Origin of the sequence: Flexivirga sp. (assembly GCF_051955415.1) — a bacterium.
Taxonomy (GTDB): domain Bacteria; phylum Actinomycetota; class Actinomycetes; order Actinomycetales; family Dermatophilaceae; genus Flexivirga.
This window is the reverse complement of the sequence record NZ_JBQCGS010000014.1, coordinates 34,551-52,476: the sequence shown is the minus strand read 5'-3', so window position 1 is coordinate 52,476 and position 17,926 is coordinate 34,551. Positions and strand designations below refer to the sequence as shown.

The 17,926-nt window shown below is 69.1% G+C and carries 23 protein-coding genes; 6 read left to right on the top strand and 17 right to left on the bottom strand.

What is annotated here, in order from left to right; translation table 11 throughout:
• From lgt to hisI, 8 genes are all read right to left on the bottom strand, one after another.
• The coding region (gene lgt / locus ACTHL4_RS02550; protein WP_440281166.1) for a prolipoprotein diacylglyceryl transferase at positions 1 to 945 on the bottom strand (945 nt) is incomplete at its 3' end.
• Between the two features lie 67 nt (positions 946 to 1,012).
• Entirely contained in the window at positions 1,013 to 1,825 is an 813-nt protein-coding gene (gene trpA, locus ACTHL4_RS02545) for a tryptophan synthase subunit alpha (RefSeq protein WP_440281165.1), read from the bottom strand.
• On the bottom strand, positions 1,822 to 3,039 hold the full coding sequence (gene trpB / locus ACTHL4_RS02540; RefSeq protein ID WP_440281164.1) for a tryptophan synthase subunit beta: 1,218 nt from the start codon (positions 3,037 to 3,039) through the stop codon (positions 1,822 to 1,824). The genes trpA and trpB overlap by 4 nt, the downstream gene beginning before the upstream one ends.
• Positions 3,036 to 3,824 carry an indole-3-glycerol phosphate synthase TrpC gene (gene trpC, locus ACTHL4_RS02535; protein WP_440281163.1) on the bottom strand — a complete coding sequence of 263 codons (789 nt, stop codon included), beginning with the start codon at positions 3,822 to 3,824 and terminating at the stop codon, positions 3,036 to 3,038. Before trpC ends, trpB begins: the two co-directional genes overlap by 4 nt.
• Positions 3,825 to 4,139, bottom strand: a complete 315-nt coding sequence (locus ACTHL4_RS02530) for an HGxxPAAW family protein (RefSeq protein ID WP_440281162.1) — start codon at positions 4,137 to 4,139, stop codon at positions 3,825 to 3,827.
• Positions 4,140 to 4,142: 3 nt separating this feature from the next.
• Positions 4,143 to 4,727 (bottom strand): Trp biosynthesis-associated membrane protein, encoded by a 585-nt coding sequence (locus ACTHL4_RS02525; protein WP_440281161.1) that lies wholly within the window; start codon positions 4,725 to 4,727, stop codon positions 4,143 to 4,145.
• Between the two features lie 10 nt (positions 4,728 to 4,737).
• Positions 4,738 to 6,309, bottom strand: coding sequence for an anthranilate synthase component I (locus ACTHL4_RS02520; protein WP_440281160.1), 1,572 nt, complete (start codon positions 6,307 to 6,309; stop codon positions 4,738 to 4,740).
• Complete coding sequence (gene hisI / locus ACTHL4_RS02515; protein ID WP_440281159.1) at positions 6,306 to 6,668, bottom strand: phosphoribosyl-AMP cyclohydrolase; 363 nt, start codon at positions 6,666 to 6,668, stop codon at positions 6,306 to 6,308. Before hisI ends, ACTHL4_RS02520 begins: the two co-directional genes overlap by 4 nt.
• A gap of 65 nt (positions 6,669 to 6,733) precedes the next feature.
• Here hisI and ACTHL4_RS02510 point away from each other — a divergent pair, with 65 nt between their 5' ends.
• Positions 6,734 to 7,402: a TIGR03085 family metal-binding protein gene (locus ACTHL4_RS02510; protein ID WP_440281158.1), complete on the top strand. Its 669-nt coding sequence runs from the start codon at positions 6,734 to 6,736 to the stop codon at positions 7,400 to 7,402.
• Between the two features lie 63 nt (positions 7,403 to 7,465).
• Here ACTHL4_RS02510 and ACTHL4_RS02505 read toward each other — a convergent pair whose 3' ends face one another.
• Positions 7,466 to 7,966, bottom strand: a complete 501-nt coding sequence (locus tag ACTHL4_RS02505) for a GNAT family N-acetyltransferase (protein ID WP_440281157.1) — start codon at positions 7,964 to 7,966, stop codon at positions 7,466 to 7,468.
• A gap of 64 nt (positions 7,967 to 8,030) precedes the next feature.
• Positions 8,031 to 8,786, bottom strand: a complete 756-nt coding sequence (gene hisF, locus ACTHL4_RS02500; protein WP_440281156.1) for an imidazole glycerol phosphate synthase subunit HisF — start codon at positions 8,784 to 8,786, stop codon at positions 8,031 to 8,033.
• Positions 8,787 to 9,210: 424 nt separating this feature from the next.
• Here hisF and ectA point away from each other — a divergent pair, with 424 nt between their 5' ends.
• The 5 genes from ectA (at position 9,211) to ACTHL4_RS02475 (ending at position 12,986) form a co-directional block, all read left to right on the top strand.
• A complete protein-coding gene (gene ectA, locus ACTHL4_RS02495; protein ID WP_440281155.1) occupies positions 9,211 to 9,636 on the top strand; it encodes a diaminobutyrate acetyltransferase in 426 nt (141 codons plus the stop codon).
• Positions 9,637 to 9,739: 103 nt separating this feature from the next.
• Positions 9,740 to 10,999, top strand: coding sequence for a diaminobutyrate--2-oxoglutarate transaminase (ectB, locus tag ACTHL4_RS02490; protein WP_440281154.1), 1,260 nt, complete (start codon positions 9,740 to 9,742; stop codon positions 10,997 to 10,999).
• Positions 11,000 to 11,045: 46 nt separating this feature from the next.
• Positions 11,046 to 11,438 (top strand): ectoine synthase, encoded by a 393-nt coding sequence (locus tag ACTHL4_RS02485; RefSeq protein ID WP_440281153.1) that lies wholly within the window; start codon positions 11,046 to 11,048, stop codon positions 11,436 to 11,438.
• Positions 11,439 to 11,508: 70 nt separating this feature from the next.
• Complete coding sequence (gene thpD, locus ACTHL4_RS02480) at positions 11,509 to 12,399, top strand: ectoine hydroxylase (RefSeq protein ID WP_440281152.1); 891 nt, start codon at positions 11,509 to 11,511, stop codon at positions 12,397 to 12,399.
• Between the two features lie 20 nt (positions 12,400 to 12,419).
• A complete protein-coding gene (locus tag ACTHL4_RS02475; protein WP_440281151.1) occupies positions 12,420 to 12,986 on the top strand; it encodes a hypothetical protein in 567 nt (188 codons plus the stop codon).
• A 117-nt stretch (positions 12,987 to 13,103) separates the two neighbouring features.
• Here the strand turns inward: ACTHL4_RS02475 and ACTHL4_RS02470 are convergent, their stop codons facing one another.
• The 7 genes from ACTHL4_RS02470 to ACTHL4_RS02440 all read right to left on the bottom strand — a co-directional run bounded on the left by ACTHL4_RS02470 (position 13,104) and on the right by ACTHL4_RS02440 (position 17,926).
• Positions 13,104 to 13,565: a PH domain-containing protein gene (locus ACTHL4_RS02470; protein ID WP_440281150.1), complete on the bottom strand. Its 462-nt coding sequence runs from the start codon at positions 13,563 to 13,565 to the stop codon at positions 13,104 to 13,106.
• Entirely contained in the window at positions 13,562 to 14,428 is an 867-nt protein-coding gene (hisG, locus tag ACTHL4_RS02465; protein WP_440281149.1) for an ATP phosphoribosyltransferase, read from the bottom strand. The genes ACTHL4_RS02470 and hisG overlap by 4 nt, the downstream gene beginning before the upstream one ends.
• Positions 14,415 to 14,678, bottom strand: coding sequence for a phosphoribosyl-ATP diphosphatase (locus ACTHL4_RS02460; protein WP_440281148.1), 264 nt, complete (start codon positions 14,676 to 14,678; stop codon positions 14,415 to 14,417). The genes hisG and ACTHL4_RS02460 overlap by 14 nt, the downstream gene beginning before the upstream one ends.
• 75 nt (positions 14,679 to 14,753) lie before the next feature.
• Positions 14,754 to 15,227: a 6,7-dimethyl-8-ribityllumazine synthase gene (gene ribH / locus ACTHL4_RS02455; protein WP_440281147.1), complete on the bottom strand. Its 474-nt coding sequence runs from the start codon at positions 15,225 to 15,227 to the stop codon at positions 14,754 to 14,756.
• A 151-nt stretch (positions 15,228 to 15,378) separates the two neighbouring features.
• A complete protein-coding gene (gene ribB, locus ACTHL4_RS02450) occupies positions 15,379 to 16,614 on the bottom strand; it encodes a 3,4-dihydroxy-2-butanone-4-phosphate synthase (RefSeq protein WP_440281146.1) in 1,236 nt (411 codons plus the stop codon).
• Positions 16,611 to 17,315 carry a nicotinamide mononucleotide transporter family protein gene (locus ACTHL4_RS02445; RefSeq protein ID WP_440281145.1) on the bottom strand — a complete coding sequence of 235 codons (705 nt, stop codon included), beginning with the start codon at positions 17,313 to 17,315 and terminating at the stop codon, positions 16,611 to 16,613. The genes ribB and ACTHL4_RS02445 overlap by 4 nt, the downstream gene beginning before the upstream one ends.
• Positions 17,312 to 17,926 carry a riboflavin synthase gene (locus ACTHL4_RS02440; protein WP_440281144.1) on the bottom strand — a complete coding sequence of 205 codons (615 nt, stop codon included), beginning with the start codon at positions 17,924 to 17,926 and terminating at the stop codon, positions 17,312 to 17,314. Before ACTHL4_RS02440 ends, ACTHL4_RS02445 begins: the two co-directional genes overlap by 4 nt.

The following is a 17,926-nucleotide window of genomic DNA, read 5'->3' as shown; positions in this document are numbered from 1 at the left end:
GGCGCTCCGCGCGGACGGACCGGCGTCGCCGGACGCGTCCTGCGCGGTCCCGTCGGACTCCTGTACGTGCGCCCATTCCGTGGCACCGGTGGCCGGCGACGGCTGCCCGACGCCGGCCGGGTGGCGGCGCGAGCACACGATCAGACCGATCAGTCCACCGAGGAAGACCAGCAGACAGACCCAGACGTTGACGCGCTGGCCGAGGATGTGGTTCGCCGGGTCGTCACGCATCCACTCCATCCAGATCCGACCGACCGGGTAGAGCGTGACGTAGAGGAAGAAGGACTTCCCGCGTCCCAGCCGATAGCGACGGTCGAGCACCACGATGATCAGCGCGATCACCAGGCAGAAGAACGACTCGTAGAGGAAGGTGGGCTGGAAATAGCCGGCGACGATCGGGTGGCCGGCGGCGTCCTTGACGGCGTGCCCGGCGCTCTCGTCCCACTCGTAGACCTTCAACCGCCAGGGCAGACTCGTGGCCCGGCCGTGCAACTCGTTGTTGAAGTAGTTTCCCCAGCGGCCCAGCGCCTGGGCCATGATGACGCCGGGCGCGGCGGCGTCGGCGAAGTCGAGGAAGCGAACACCGTTGCGTCGGCAGCCGAGGTAGCCGCCCAGCGCTCCCAGCGCGATGGCACCCCAGATGCCCAGACCGCCGTGCCAGATCGCGAAGGCGTCCCACGGGTTGCCGTGCTCACCGAAGTAGGGCTGCGGCGAGGTGATGACGTTGTAGAGCCGTCCGCCGATGATGCCGAAGGGCACCGCCCACCAGGCGATGTCGTAGATCACGTCACGCCGGTAACCCCGGTCGCCGAGGCGGCGCCCGGTGACCCACACGGCGAGGACGATGCCGGCCAGGATGCACAAGGCGTACATGCGGATCGGGAACGGACCCAACCAGAAGACGCCGACGGTCGGGCTCGGGAAGTATGACGCCTCGGCGGTCATCGCGGACCGCTCCTGCGTCGGGTTTCGCGATGCGTGCGGTGCTCGATCGGTCGCTCGCTGCGCTCGCTCACCCGCGCACTCCCTCGGCCAACGACGCGGCCTTCTCGGCCAACGCATCGAGGCCGGTCTGCCGATCTGCGGCGTCGACCAACGTACCGACGAGTGCGGAGCCGACGATCACACCGTCGGCGAATGCGGCCACCTCACGTGCTTGTGCGCCGGTCGACACCCCGAGACCCACACAGATCGGAGTGGTGGTGACCGCGCGCGCTCGACCGACGAGGTCCGCGGCCTCTCCGCCAACCGCGTCCCGGGCTCCGGTGACGCCCATGAGGGACGCGGCATAGACGAAGCCACGGCAGGCGGCCGTCGTGGTGATCAGGCGCTCGGGAGTCGAGCTCGGCGCGATCAGGAAGACCCGGTCCAGGCCGTGGGCCTCGCTGGCGGCGATCCAGTCCTCGCCCTCGTCCGGCACGAGGTCGGGGGTGATCAGTCCGGACCCACCGGCGGCGGCGAGATCGCGGGCGAACGCGTCGACGCCATAGCGCAGCACGGGGTTCCAGTAGGTCATCACCTCGCACGACGCACCCGCACCGGCGACGGCTTCGGCCGCGCGGAACACGTCACGGACATGCACGCCCGCGGCCAGCGCGCCGGTCGCAGCGGTCTGGATGACCGGCCCGTCCATCAGCGGGTCGGTGTAGGGCAGGCCGATCTCGACGATGTCGACCCCGGCACGCACCATCGTCAGCATCGCCTCGATGGAGGTGTCGACGTCGGGATAGCCGACCGGGAGATACCCGATCAGCGCGGCGCGTCCCTCCGTCTTGGCGCGGTCGAGGGCCGCGGAGACGCCGCTGGCGGCCGATGTGCTCGTCATACCTGCGTGTCTCCGTCCTCGAGCAATCCGAACCATCGGGCCGCGGTGTGCACGTCCTTGTCACCGCGACCGGACAGGTTGACCAGCAGTAGGGCCTCCGGGCCGAGCTCGCGGCCGAGCTGCATCGCTCCGGCGAGCGCGTGCGCGCTCTCGATCGCCGGCAGGATGCCCTCGCTGCGGGACAGCGCCTCGAACGCGTCCATGGCCTCGGTGTCGGTGACCGGCCGGTATTCGGCGCGGCCGGTGTCGCGCAGGTAGGAGTGCTCCGGGCCGATGCTCGGGTAGTCGAGTCCGGCTGACACCGAATGGGATTCGATGGTCTGGCCCTCCTCGTCCTGCAGCACGTAGGTGAACGCGCCGTGCAGCACGCCGGGGATCGCCTGCCCGCTGAACCGGGACGCGTGCCGACCCGACTCCGGTCCGTCGCCGCCGCCCTCGAGACCGATCAACCGGACGTCCTCGTCATCGATGAACCGGTGGAAGATCCCCATGGCGTTGGAGCCGCCGCCGACACATGCCAGCACCGCGTCGGGCAGCCGGCCGTAGGCGTCCAGCAGCTGCGCGCGCGCCTCGACGCCGATGATCCGGTGGAAGTCGCGCACCATCTCGGGGAAGGGATAGGGGCCGGTCACCGTGCCCAGCACGTAGTGGGTGTGTGCCACGTTGGCCACCCAGTCGCGGAACGCCTCGTTGACGGCGTCCTTGAGGGTGCGTGAGCCGTGGTCGACCGGGACCACCTCGGCTCCCAGGAGCCGCATCCGGGCGACGTTGAGTGCCTGTCGTTCGGTGTCGACCCGGCCCATGTAGACGGTGCAGTCCAATCCCATCAGCGCCGCGGCGGTCGCGGTGGCCACCCCGTGCTGACCGGCGCCGGTCTCGGCGATGACGCGGGTCTTGCCCATCCGCTTGGTCAGCAGCGCCTGACCGAGCACGTTGTTGATCTTGTGCGAACCGGTGTGGTTGAGGTCCTCACGCTTGAGCACCACCTGCGCGCCACCGCAGTGCTCGTCACCGAAGCGCCGCACCGGGGTGATGATGCTGGGCCGACCCGTGTAGCTGCGCTGCAACTCGGTCAGCTCGCCGACGAACGACGGATCGGCCATCGCCTTGCGACGGTGCTCGTCCAGTTCCTCCAGTGCCGCGACCAGTGCCTCGGGGACGTAGCGCCCGCCATACGCGCCGAAACGACCCAGTGGCGGATTGCTGTGAGTCATCGGGTGATCCCCCTCATCGTGCTGACTGCGGTCTGCGGGTCGCCGCCGGTGACCAGGGCTTCGCCGACCAGCACGGCGTCGGCGCCGGCGGCCACGTAGTCGGTGACGTCCTGCGGCCCGCGGATGCCGGACTCGGCGACCCGGACCCGGTCGTCGGGCACCCTCGGCGCGAGCCGGGCGAAGACGCTCCGGTCGACCTCGAGGGTCTTCAGGTTGCGGGCGTTGACCCCGATCAGTTGACCACCCAGCGCAAGCGCCCGGTCGATCTCGTCCTCGTCATGGGTCTCCACCAGTGAGGTCATCCCCAGCTCGGTCGCGTGCTGGAACAAGTCACCCAGCTGCGGGTCGTCCAGCGCCGCGACGATCAGCAGGATGATGTCCGCTCCGTGCGCTCGAGCTTCGTCGACCTGGTAGTGATCGACCATGAAGTCCTTGCGCAGCACCGGGATTCGCACTCGAGCCCGCACGGCATCCAGGTCGGCCAGTGAACCACCGAAGCGGCGGTGTTCGGTCAGCACCGAGATCGCGGTGGCACCGCCCACCTCGTATGCCGCAGCCAGTTCGGCCGGGTCCGGGATCGCCGCCAGATCGCCCTTGCTGGGGCTGCGACGCTTGACCTCCGAGATCACCTTGACCGGGCCGTGGGCGCGGAAGGCCGCCAGTGCGTCGAGCGGCGCCGCCGCGGCCTGCGCCCCCCGGGCGATCTCCTGCGCCGGGATGTGCCGCCGCCGACCCTCGAGGTCCTCGCGAACCCCGAGGATGATGTCGTCGAGGACCGTGGACACCTAGGACGCCCGCTGCGACTGAGCCTCGGCCTGCTGCTCCTGCGGGGTCAGCGGCGGAGCAGACAGCTTGTGGTGGTTGCCGAAGCCCATCTTGGCAAGGACCTTGCCGAGCAGGACGCCGACGATCGCCAAGGCACCGCCGGTGTAGTAGAGCGGGTGCAGACCCCAGGCCACCCCGATGCCCACGCAGACCGCGGCCGCGAGCAGGAACCCCACGGTGGTCCAGGCGGCGACGCTGTGTCCGTGGTCCTCGTGGATTTCTTCGGCCATCAGCCGCTGCTCCTTCGGTGTCGTGATCGCGATGTCGTTGCGCACTGCTTATTCGTCGTCGATTGTGTCAGACCGTGCCGGGCGGTCCGTCGGGTCCTCGCCCTCGCTGAGCATGTCCCAGTCTGAACGCCGGGTCGCCTTGGCCGCGGTCGGGGCGTCATACCGACTGGACAGGCCCGCCCAGCTGCGGGCGCCGATGATCGCCAGGGCCCCGGTCAGCACCAGCAGCACGCCGCCCAGCAGGGCGATCCAGGGCCAGACGGTCAGATCGGCGGTGACCTGGCGGTCTCCGGTGTGGCCGGTCATCGTGGTGGCGACGTCACTGATCGCCTTGACCGGATCGCGCACCACGACGACGACCGCCACGACCGCCACCACCCCGGCGATCAGGGTGATCACCGCAGCGATCCAGCGGGCGACGCGGCCGGTGGTCAGTGTCGCCAGCACGGCCGCGGCGCCGACCAACGCCGCGGCGAGGAGGGCGGGCGACGCCTTGCTGCCGGAGGCCGCCGTGTGCGCACCCTGCAGCACGGCGTCGGTCACCGACCCGTTGACCCAGGTGCGGGTGTTGGCCGCGACCAGCAGGATCACGGCCAGGGCCCCGGTGAGCAGGACCGATCGCTTGCCGATCATCGACGCCTCCTCATCCGATGCTCCGCATCCCGCAGGCCACCGCCACCGCGCGCAGCGCCGCGGCGGCCTTGGTGCGGGTCTCCTGGTATTCGGACTCCGGGACCGAGTCGGCCACGATGCCGGCGCCGGCCTGCACGTGGGCGACGTTGTCCTGCAGCACGGCGGTCCGGATCGCGATGGCCATGTCCAGGTCGCCGGCGAAGTCGAAGTAGCCCACCACGCCGCCGTACACACCCCGGCGGACACCCTCCAGGCGTTCGATGATCTGCATCGCGCGCGGCTTCGGTGCGCCGCTGAGGGTGCCGGCCGGGAAGGTCGCCACGAGCACGTCGTATGCCGAACGGCCCTGCGCGAGCCGACCGACGACGGTGGACTCCAGATGCATGATGTGGCTGTAACGGCGGGTCTGCATGAACTCCACCGTGTCCACGGTGCCGGCGTCGCACACCTTCTGCAGATCGTTGCGCGCCAGATCGACCAGCATCAGGTGCTCGGCGCGCTCCTTCGGGTCGGCGACCAGCTCGGCAGCGAGGTCCTCGTCCTGCTCGGGGCTCTTGCCGCGCGGCCGGGAACCGGCGATCGGGTGGGTGATCACTCGGTCACCGGTGACCTTGACCAACGCCTCGGGACTCGAGCCGACGATGTCGTAGGTCGAGCCGCTCGGGTGCGGCAGCCGCAGGAGGTACATGTAGGGGCTCGGGTTGCCCACCCGCAGCGCGCGGTAGACATCCAGGGCGTCGGCGCTGCAGGGCACGGAGAACCGTTGGGACACCACGATCTGGAATGCTTCGCCGGAGCGAATGTCCTCCTTGGCCTGCTCGACCATGTCGTGGTACTGCTCGCGGGTGTGCGTGCTGGTCGGTGTCAGCTCGATCGGTTCGGGCACCGAGACGGTGCTCGGCGCGTCCACGGCCAGCGCCTCCTGCATGGTGTCCAGCCGGTCGACGGCATCCGACCACGCCTGCTCCGCGCGCTCGTCGGTGTCGTCGTGATTGATCGCGTTGGCGATGAGCAGCACGCTGCCGTCGGAGTGGTCCATGACGGCCAGGTCGGTGGCCAGCACCATCCCAAGCTCCGGGGTGTGCAACCGATCGGCCCCCGAGTCCGTGAGCCGCTCCCAGTGCCGGACGGCGTCATACGTGACGGCGCCGACGAGGCCACCGGTCAGCGGCGGCAGCCCCGGGATGAGCGGCGTCGCGAGGATCCGCAGGGTGTCGCGCAGCACGTCGGTCGGTGTGCCGTCGGTCGGCACACCGAGCGGAGGCGAACCCAGCCACAGCGCCCGGCCGTCCTGCTCGGTGAGCGTGGCGCGACTCTGCGCGCCGATGATGGAGTACCGCGACCACACTCCGCCGTGTTCGGCCGACTCCAGCAGGAAGGTGCCCGGCCGATCGCCGGCGAGTTTGCGGTAGATGCCCAGCGGGGTCTCCCCGTCGGCCAGCAGCCGGCGCACGACGGGTATGACGCGGCGGCCGTCACCGGCCAGATGCAGGAATTGCGGCAGCGTCGGCCAGGTCGCACCCCACTGCAGATCGGCGTGCGGAGCGGACGCGTACGGCATACCGGCCGCGTCGGAAGTCATGCCGTCACCGCGGCCAGGTCGGTGAAGAAGCAGGTGCGAGCACCGGTGTGGCAGGCCGGCCCGACCTGGTCGACGCGCACCAGCAGGGTGTCACCGTCACAGTCGAGGGCCACCGACCTCACGTGCTGCACGTGACCGGACGTGTCGCCCTTGCGCCAGTATTCACCGCGACTGCGGGACCAGAAGGTCACCCGACCGGAGGTGAGCGTGCGATGCAACGCCTCGTCGTCCATCCAGCCCACCATCAACACCTCGCCGGTGTCGTGCTGCTGGATGACGGCGGGCACCAGACCCGCCGGGTCGCGCTTGAGCCTGGCGGCGATGTCGGGGTCGAGAGCGGAGGAACTCACGGCCGCCATTCTGCCGCACCGGTTTTCCGGATCCGTATGCCGTGTGGCGTCGCGCGGTAGGCGATGATCTACCCATGGAGCATCGCACGGACCGCCGTACGCCGAACTTCGCCCAACTCGAGCGGGCCTCGTTGTGTGACGCCTTCCTGGAGACCGGTCCGGACGCGGCCACGCTGTGCGGGGACTGGACCACCCGCGATCTCGCCGCGCACCTCGTGGTGCGCGAGGGACGCCCCGACGCGGCGGCCGGGATGTTCCTGCCGTTGTTGTCCGCGCACCTGGAGTCCGTGCAGCGCAAGGTCGCCGCGTTGCCGTGGGAGGAGCTGGTCGACAAGGTGCGCTCCGGACCGCCGCGACTCGGACCGTTCGGGCTGCCGGGCGTCGACGCAAAGGCCAACCTGTCGGAGTTCTTCATCCACCATGAGGACGTGCTCCGTGCCGGTGACCATCCTGGGATCCGCCGGGACGTGTCCCAGGACGAGCAGGCGGCGCTGTGGGAGGTCCTACCGCGGATCGGTCGGCTGACATTGCGCAACGTGCGTGTCGGTGTCGTCGCGGACTGCCCCGGCCACGGACGACGCAGCCTGCGCAGCCCGCGGGACGACCACGGCAGCGTCGTACTCACCGGCGCCCCCGGCGAGGTGCTGTTGCACATCTTCGGGCGAGCAGCCGTCGCCGACGTGCAGCTGGACGGGTCCGACACCGATGTCGCGGCGTTCCGCGCCGCGCCCCTGGGCTTCTGAAACTCAGACCGCGAAAGTCGCGAGCGATGCACACCGAACCGCCCCAGCGCGCCACACCGAACCTCAGACACCCCGGGCCATGACGAGTTCGGCCCGTCCGTCCGGTGCGACCTCCCGCCTGCCGGTCAGCGTGAACCCGTTGCGTTGATAGGCACGTATGCCGCGCGGGTTGTCCGCCATCACCAGGAGCGAGATCTCGGTCCCACCGTGTTCTCGCACGACCTGCACGCACGCACGAAGCAGCGCGTCGACGGCACCGCAGCCGCGCGCACCCGGGTGCACCCACATCCCCATGACGCACCATCCGGTGTCGAACCGGTAGACCCCGGCCATTCCGACGTCCTGGCCGCCGCGCTCCACCAGGAACGTCGCGACGCGCGCGGCGCGCCGGCGCCATTCGGACTCCTCGAACGCGATCTCGCGCTGGTACGACGAACCGAACATCCGTGGCGACTCCTGCAGAGCGGCCAGCCGAACGCGGCGGTAACGCCGCCAGAGCGACGGCTCGACCCGCACGAGCGAACACGGGGCGACCGTCTCCGGTGTGCTCGGGTGCGTCGTCACCGGCGCAGGCCCGCCGAGGCGGCTCGCGCACAAGGTCTGGTCCACCGACACGGACCCGTTGCCATCAGCGGACCTCGTGACCGGCCGCGCGCAGCGCGTCCTTCACCTCGCCGATGGTCAGCTCGCCGAAGTGGAACACCGACGCTGCCAGGACCGCGTCGGCACCGGCTTCGACCGCTTGCACGAAGTGCTCCGGGTGGCCGGCTCCACCGCTGGCGATGATGGGCACGTCGACCTCGGCCCGGACCGCACGGATCAACTCGAGGTCGAAGCCGTCCTTGGTGCCGTCCGCATCCATCGAGTTGAGCAGGATCTCACCGACACCGAGTTCCGCGGCACGAGAACACCATTCGAGCGCGTCCAGGTCGGTGGACTTCAACCCCCCGTGCGTGGTGACCTCGAAATTGCCGTGCTGGGACCGGCGCACATCCGCGGACAGCACGAGCACCTGGGATCCGAACCGCTCGGCGATCTCCGCGATCACTGCCGGTCGCGCGATGGCTCCGGTGTTGATGCCCACCTTGTCGGCGCCGGCACGCAACAGCCGGTCGACGTCCTGGACCGTCCGCACGCCGCCACCCACCGTGAGCGGGATGAAGACCTGCTCCGCGGTGCGGCCGACCACGTCGTATGTCGTCTCCCGGCCCGCCGAGCTCGCGGTCACGTCGAGGAAGGTGAGTTCGTCCGCGCCTTGCGCGTCGTACCGCTCGGCCAGCTCGACCGGGTCACCCGCGTCCCGCAGCTGAGTGAAATTGACACCCTTCACCACCCGGCCGGCATCGACGTCCAGGCAGGGGATAACACGCACCGCAACCGTCATGCCGGAAGCGTAGCCGGGGCGCCACCGCGGTTGAGTCAGGTCGCGGGCAGGGACTCCGCACTGCCGTCGAACCACCCGGCCGACGACGGCCCTGGAATCACATGCATGTCTTTCGTCTCATATTTTGAGACGGACTTCAGCGGGGTCGAAACGGTCCCCGCAGAAACCGATCTATCCACGGCAGCCCGCGGAAAATGCGTGCTCGCAACACGATTCGTTCACGGCATCTTGCGGCGGACTCAGGTTGACTTCGCTCGGTCAGGACATAACGTCGAGGCCAGTCATGCCGATACCAATAGAAGTACCGACCAGACCACACTCCTCCCCACAGCACGCTGCTCGCTCTGCGCGAGCGCACCCCACACGATCCGGCGACACCCATTCGCTGACCATCCGAGCGCCGAAGCCGAGCGAGGGCGCCCACATGTGGACCGTCGCCCGAGATGGTGGCGAACTCGACCTCAACTCCTCGTACGCCTATCTGATGATGGCGCGCGACTTCGCCTCCACCTGCCGAGTTGCGTTGTCCGACAACGAAATCGTCGGCTACGTCTTGGGCTACGCGCCCCCGGAGCGGCCGAAGCACCTGTTCGTCTGGCAGGTCGCCGTGCGCGGCGATCAGCGTGGCCGCGGCGTCGCCGCGCACATGATCGAGCACCTCGTCGCGACCGCCGACATCGATGCGCTCGAGGCGACGGTCGAGGAGACCAACGACGCCTCACGCGCGCTCTTCGCCAGCATCGCCCGCAAGCATGACGCCGAGCTGACCTGGTCCGAGGGCATCCCGGCAGCGCACTTCCCCGACGGTCACGCCGGCGAGCCGCTGCTGCGTATCCATCCGCTGCGCTGAGCGTCCACGCAGTTCACCACATGCCACATCGCCGCGACCGCGATCGCGACGTCCGTGCCGGGAAAACGCCTGGCACGTAGTCGATTCGACCGAAGGATTCTCCATGACCGTGACCGCCGACACGACGACGCTGGAGTCCGGCGTCCGCAGCTACTCCCGCACGTGGCCCGCGACGTTCGAGCGCGCGAAGGGCAGCTTCCTCTACACGCCCGAGGGCGAGGAGTACCTCGACTTCTTCACCGGCGCCGGCGTGATGAACTACGGGCACAACAACACGATCCTGAAGGAAGCGCTGCTGCGCTACCTGACCGAGGACAACATCGTGCACTCGCTGGACATGCTCACCACGGCGCGCGAAGACTTCCTCACCACCTTCACCGACCAGATCCTGCGCCCTCGCGGACTGGACCACACCGTCATGTTCCCCGGGCCGGGTGGAGCGAACGCGGTGGAGGCGGCTCTGAAGCTTGCTCGCAAGATCACCGGTCGCGAGTCGATCGTCAACTTCACCAACGCTTTCCACGGTATGACGCTCGGGGCTCTCGCGGTCACCGGCAACTCGATGAAGCGCGGCGGCGCCGGCATACCGTTGGTGCACGCCACGCCCATGCCGTACGACGACTACTTCGACGGAGACGTCCCCGACTTCGTCTATTTCGAGCGCATGCTCTCCGACAGCGGCTCCGGGCTGAACAAACCGGCCGCCGTCATCGTCGAGACGGTGCAGGGTGAGGGCGGCGTCAACACCGCGCGACTGGAGTGGCTGCGTCAGCTCTCCGAGGTGTGCCACAAGCACGAGATCCTGCTGATCGTCGACGACATCCAGGTCGGTTGTGGTCGCACCGGAGGCTTCTTCAGCTTCGAGGAAGCCGGCATCGTGCCGGACATCATCTGCCTGTCCAAGGCGATCAGCGGCTACGGCCTGCCGCTGGCGCTCACGTTGCTGCGTCCCGAGCTCGATGTGTGGGACCCGGGCGAGCACAACGGCACGTTCCGCGGATTCGCGCCGGCCTTCGTGACGGCTGCCGAGGCGATCCGCACCTACTGGTCGGACAACGCGCTGGAGCAGTCCACCCTGACCAAGGGTGCGTTCGTCGAGGCGACGCTCAACAGCATCGTGGCCAAGCACCCGGAGGGCGAACTGACCGCCAAGGGTCGCGGGCTCATCCGCGGCCTGGAGTTCGCCGACCCCGACAAGGCGGCGCAGACCTGCCGGAACGCGTTCGACGCCGGCCTCCTGGTGGAGACGTCGGGCCCGCGCGACGAGGTCATCAAGCTGCTGCCGCCGCTGACCATTAGCGAGGACGAGCTGACGCGCGGCCTGTCGCTACTGCGGAACGCTGCCACCGACGCTCTGGACTGATCTGCGCACGCCCGCTTCATCGCCATACATTCGAGAGGAAACCAGCATGCTCGTTCGATCCATCGACGACGTCACCGACACCGACGACGACATCAAGACCGAGAACTGGCGCAGTAAGCGCATCATCCTGGCACGTGAGGGCGTCGGCTTCTCGGTGCACGAGACCACGCTGTACGCCGGCACCGTCAACGATTTCTGGTACGCCAACCACATCGAAGCCGTCTTCATCGTGGAAGGCGAGGGCGAGGTCGTGAACAAGGCGACAGGTGAGCGCCACGAGCTGCGTCCCGGCTCGCTCTACCTGCTCAACGACCACGACAAGCACCAGGTGCTCCCCCGGACCGAGATGCGGACCGTGTGCGTCTTCAACCCGCCGGTCACCGGCCGGGAAGTGCACGACGAGAACGGCGTCTACCCCCTCGTCCTCGAGAACGCTTGACCGAAACCTGCGACACCCCTGCGCGATCCGCGCAGGGGTGTCGATCATTTCCCGACCGAGAGGAGAACGTATGACGACGACCGCTAGCTCGGATCTGTATCCGACGCGACAGCACAGTGAGCAGCCGACGCCCCGCACGCACCCGACCGTCTGGGGAGCAGCTGCGGACGGACCGTTCGACGATGCGGCCCTGCAGGCACACGAACGGCGCGGTTTCACCATCCTGCCGGACTTCATCAGCTCCGAGGAGGTGACCTCGTTCAGTGCCGAGCTGGACCGTCTGGTGTCCGATCCGGCGTTGCGGAACGACGAGCGGGTCGTCATCGAGAAGAGCTCGGGCGAGGTGCGTTCGGTGTTCCAGGTCGAGCGGCTCAGTGCGCAGCTGGATGCGCTCACCCGAGACCTACGCGTGCTGGACCGGGCCCGGCAGTTGCTCGGCTCCGACGTCTACCTGCACCAGACCCGGGTCAACTACATGCCGGGGTTCAAGGGCACCGGCTTCTATTGGCATTCGGACTTCGAGACCTGGCATGCCGAGGACGGCCTGCCTGCTCCGCGGGCGGTCAGTTGCTCCATTGCGCTCACCCCGAACCACCCGTTCAACGGTGGGCTGATGGTGATGCCGGGCTCCCACGAGACCTTCGTGCCGGGTGTCGGCGAAACCCCGCAGAACAACCACGAGTCCTCGTTGCAGGAGCAGACCGTCGGCGTCCCCACCGAGGACGCGATCGCGGACCTGGCGCAGCAGTGCGGGATCGACCAGTTCACCGGCCCGGCCGGCTCGGCGCTGTGGTTCGACTCCAACATCATGCATGCGTCGTCGAACAACATCACGCCGTACCCGCGCTCGAACGTGTTCATGGTCTTCAACAGTGTCGAGAACGCGCCCGTTTCCCCTTTCGCCGCGGCCGCCCCGCGCCCAGAGCACATCGCCGCACGGGACGTCACGCCGTTGCGCTGACAGCCGCTACATTGCCCCGTGTGAGGGACGAGACGACCGGCCATCGCCTGCCCGAGCACCAGCTCGACCAGGTGCTGGCACGGGTGCGGTCCATCGCCGGCCGGCCGGTCGTCCTCGCCATCGACGGGCGCAGCGGATCCGGCAAGACGACGCTCGCGGCCGCCGTGTGCGCGGCATTGGGGGACGCGTGCGTCATCCACCTCGACGACATCTATCCCGGCTGGGACGGCCTGGCCGCGACACCGCCGCTCCTCGTGGCGCAAGTGCTCGTCGCCCTGCGTCGCGGGGAGCCGGCGACATACCGCCGATTCGACTGGGAGCAGGGCACCTTCGCCGATGCGCTCACCGTGCCGCGCACCCGGTTCGTCGTCGTCGAAGGCGCCGGCAGCAGCGTCGGCATCGCCCGCCGGTATGCCGACGTGCGGGTCTGGCTGGAAGCCGCGACTCCGGTCCGCAGACGGCGCGGGCTGGACCGTGATGGCGAAGCCTACGCGCCGCACTGGCAACGCTGGGCCGATCAGGAGGACGCGGTGTTCGGCGCCGACCGCACCCGCGACCACGCGCATCTGGTCTTCCGCACCGACTGACCGTCCCTGGCACGCCACCGCCCTGCACCGAGCGGACAACAAACGCATCGAGCGGACACGACATGATGCCGGTATTTCGTGTCCGCTCCATACCTTTCGTGTCCGCTCGGCAATGGATCAGTCGTCCCGGTCGATGCGGTTGTTCGCCTCCACCAGGGCCGCCAGCCGACGTGCCTCCGCGTTGGCGAAGTCGCCGTCGGAACGCTGCACCGCCATCACCGCCATCGTCTCGGTATCACTCAGCTCCAGCACCAGCCAGGGCGCGCCCCCGCCGAACTGCACGTTGACGATCTCGGCCCACGCGATGTCACGGGAGAGGATGAGGTTCTGGACGTGCAGGCCGCCCGGTGTCGGCTTGGCGTGGACGAGCGCATAGCGCAGCAGGAATGCGGCGACAGCGACCGCGAAGACGATCATCGCGACCGAGTCGGGGGTGCTCCAACCGGTCACTCCCCCTTGCGGGATCCGCACCGCCACGACCACGAACATCACCACGAGCGCGACCGCGACGCCGATGCTGACGAACCGCGAGCGGCGCGGGCGGAACGTCGCGTATGCCGACGACTGCACGGGACTCACAACCGGCAGGCCGCGATCTCGGTGACCAGGATCGCGCGGGCACCCAGATCGTAGAGGCTGTCCATCACCGAGTTGGTCGCCGTACGCGGCACCATGGAGCGGACGGCGACATACCCCTCGCGGTGCAGCGGGGACACGGTGGGCGACTCGAGTCCGGGGGTGAGCGCACAGGCCCGTTCGACCAGCTCCACCCGGATGTCGTAGTCCATCATCACGTAGCGGCTCGCGGTGAGCACTCCCTGCAGCCGTCGGACCAGCACGTCGACGGCCGGCGAGGACTCCGCCGCCCGCTCCTGCGGCCGGATCAGCACGGCCTCGCTGTGCAGGATGGGTTCGCCGAAGACCTCCAGCCCGGCATTGCGCAGGGTGGTCCCGGTCTCGACCACATCGGCGATCACGTCGGCCACCCCCAGGGTGACCGCAGTCTCGACGGCGCCGTCCAGCCGGACCACCCCGGCGTCGACACCGTGGTCCGCGAGGTTCTTGCGCACCAGGCCCGGGAAGCTGGTCGCGATCCGCGTCCCTGCCAGGTCGCTCACGGACGACGCCTGGCCGGGGCGGGCGGCATACCGGAAGGTCGAGGAACCGAATCCCAGCTGCATGACCTCGACGGCGGGAGCCTCCGAGTCCAGCAGCAGGTCCCGGCCGGTGATGCCGACCTGCAGGTGGCCACGGCCGACATACACGGCGATGTCCCGCGGCCGCAGGTAGAACAGCTCGATGTGCTGGTCGGCGTCGACCACCACGAGTTCCTTGGACTCGCGGCGGACGCGATAGCCGGCTTCGCGCATCAGCCGGGTGCTCGCCTCGGCCAGCGCGCCCTTGTTGGGCATGGCGACCCGCAGGGTCTCAGAGGTGGGCATAGACGTCCTCCAGCGAGATGTCCTGGGCGACCATCAGCACCTGCAGGTGGTAGAGCAGCTGACTGATCTCTTCGGCGGTGCGCTGCACGCCCTCGTGTTCGGCGGCCATCCAGACCTCGGCGGCCTCCTCGACGATCTTCTTGCCGATGAAATGCACGCCGGCGTCGAGCTCGCGCACGGTGCCGGAGTCGGCCGGTCGGTCCTGGGCTTTGGCAGTCAGCTCCGCATGCAGCTGATCGAACGTCTTCACGTCAGCCAAGGCTAATTGCCCGTCCCGGCCGGCGACGCACCCGGCCACAGTCTGGTCGCCGGCGCCCCGGACGCCTCATCCCCGCTGGACCGAACGCAGCGTGGCCGCCGTCGCGACGGCAGCCGTCGCGGCTTCGCTGCCCTTGTCCTCCACCGATCCCGGCAGGCCGGCACGGTCCAGGGCCTGCCGCTCGTCGTCGCAGGTGAGCACGCCGAAGCCGACCGGCACACCGGTCCGCACCGTGACCTCGGTGATACCGGTGGTCGCGGCCGAACACACGTAGTCGAAGTGCGGGGTGCCGCCGCGTATGACGACGCCGAGCGCCACGAGGGCGTCGTATGCCGGCGCGAGCCGGGCGCACGCCACGGACAGCTCGAAGGTGCCGGGCACCCGGACCTCCGTCACGTCGGTGACTCCGCACGCCGCCAGACCGCGGTGCGCGCCGGCGAGCAGGCCGCCCATCACCTGCTCGTGCCAGGATGCGGCGACGATCGCCACCCGCAGACCGGCTCCATCGGCGACGGTCGCGGGCGCTCCGTGGCCGCTCATCGCGGCCGCCCGCAGTACTGCGCCATGAGACCGGGCTGCCCGCGAGGTATTCGAAGGAGCGGTGGCGGGGTCCCCAGGAAGTATTCGGAGGAGCGGAGCGGGGGAGAAACTTCCTGGGGTGCCGGAGCGGGGGCGAAACGTCGTGGGGTGATCATGCGGTCTCGCCGATGTGGTGGCCGAGGCGGTCCCGTTTGGTGTCCAGGTAACGGCTGTTGTTGATCGTGCGGCCGGTCACCAGCGGCTCTCGGTCGACGGTCAGGTCCAGTGCCTGCAACTGCTTCTCCTTCTCCGGATTGTTGGTGAGCAACCGCATCTCGGTGACGCCCAGCTCACGCAGGATCGCAGCGGCAGCACCGAATTCGCGGTCGTCGACGGGCAGGCCGAGTTCGGTCTGCGCGTCGACCGTGTCGAGTCCGCCGTCCTGCAACTCGTAGGCGCGCAATTTGTCCAGTAACCCGACACCGCGCCCTTCGTGACCGCGCAGGTAGACGACGGCGCCGCCCTCGGTGCCGACGCGACGCATGGCCTCGGCCAGCTGCGGACCGCAGTCGCAGCGGGTGGATCCGAAGGCATCCCCGGTCAGGCACTCCGAATGCACGCGCACCAGCGGCTTCCCGTCCGGTATGCCGTGCGGTGACACCAGCGCGACGTGCTCGTCCCCGGTGAGCAGATCGACATACCCGAGCATCGTGAAGGTGCCGTGCGTGGTCGGCAGCGTAGTGCGCGCCCGGCACAGGACCCGGTCGTGGCGGACGCGCCAGGCGACCAGGTCAGCGATGGTGATGACGACCAGGCCGTGGCGTGCGGCCAGTTCCTCGGCGTCGTCCAGCCTCATCATCGAACCGTCGTCGTGGACGAGTTCGACGATGGCGCCGACGGGCGCGCACCCGGCGAGGCGGGCCAGGTCGACGGCCGCCTCGGTGTGTCCGGTGCGCACCAGCACACCGCCGTCCCGTGCCCGCAGCGGGAAGACGTGCCCGGGCCGGGTGAAGTCCTCGGCCTCGGACTCCGGGTCGGCCAATGCGCCGAGGGTCCGCGCCCGCTCGGCGGCGCTGATCCCGGTCGTCAAGCCGGCGGCGTCGACCGAGACGGTGTATGCCGTGCCCTTCGGGTCCTGGTTGTCCTGCACCATCGGCGGCAAGCCCAGCCGGTCGGCGATCGCGTGGGTCATCGGCGCGCAGATGACGCCGGACCCGTGGCGCACGGCCCAGCCGATCCAGTGCTCGTCCGCGTGCTGCGCTGCCATGACCAGGTCGACCTCGTTCTCCCGGTCGGCGTCGTCGGCGACCAGCACCGGCCGGCCGGCGGCGATCTCGGCGAGGGCGGCCTCGATGCTGCCGAGCACGCCGTACGCTGCTCCTCGTCCCCCGGCTCGGTCGTCGCTCATGACGTCACCAACTCCTCGTCGCGGTGCGCCGCCCGGTCGGACTTGTGCGTGACCCGCAGCCAGACGACGAACCCCCAGATGACGAAGGCGGCGTAGATCGCGTAGAGCACGGCGGACGGGTAGTACTGGAAGTGCAGCAGTTCGGGCACGCCGACCAGGTCCACCGCGATCCAGGCCAGCCAGAACTCGTTCCAGCCCCGAGCCATCGCGAACGTGGCGACGATCGAGCCGACGAAGATCCACGCGTCGGCCCAGTAGTACCAACTCGGCGGCGTCCAGCCGACGCCGATCATGCGGGTGATCCATTGCACGAAGATCACTGCCACCACCCAGAAGCCGAGCAGCGCCAGCCGTTCGGTCATGGTCGCCCAACGGGGTTGCACCGCCGGTGCGTCCGCGCGTCGGCCGGCCTTGTTGCGCTGCCAGATCCACCATCCGTAGATGGAGGTGAGGATGAAGAAGATCTGCCGCCCGGCCTGGCCGAACATCACCTGTCCGCCGTGCGCGGTGAAGCCGAGGGCGAAGAAGACGGTGAACAGCAGCGCGTTGCCGATGATGCCGACCGGCCAGGCCCAGACACGGCGGCGCATGCCACCGATCGCGGAGGCCAGTCCGAAGAGGTTGCCGACGATCTCGCGCCAGGTGATGCCGTGGCCGCCGATGGTGATGGAGGCGTTGTAGAGGTGCTCGAAGAAGTTCATGCCGGCACCGCCGTCCCGGTCGCGCGCAGCGTGACCATGCGCTCGACATACTTGGCCAGCACGTCGACCTCGATGTTGACCGGGTCCCCCACCGCACGCTCACCGAAGGTGGTGAGTTCCAGCGTGGTCGGGATGAGGCATACCGTGAAGTCGGAGTCGCGCACCGACGCGACGGTCAGCGACACACCGTCGAGTGCCACCGACCCCTTCTCCGCGACGTATGGCGCCAGGTGCGCCGGCAGGGACAGGCGCACCTCGGTCCACCGGTCGTGCTCGTCACGGCGCAGCACCTCGACGACACCGTCGACGTGGCCCTGGACGATGTGTCCGTCCAACCGCCCGTCGGCACGGACGGCGCGTTCCAGATTGACCCGGCCGCCCGGAGCGAGGGCCCCGAGGCTGCTGCGGTCCAGGCTTTCGGCCATCACGTCCACGGTGAACTCGTCCGCAGTGTGCGCGACGACCGTCAGGCAGACGCCGTTGACGGCGATGGAGGCACCGTGCTGGACCTGCTCCAGCACCTTGTGTGCCCGCAGACTCAGCCGAGCCGAGTCGCCCTGGCGCTCAATGGTTTTGGCCGTACCAAGCTCTTCGACAATGCCGGTGAACAC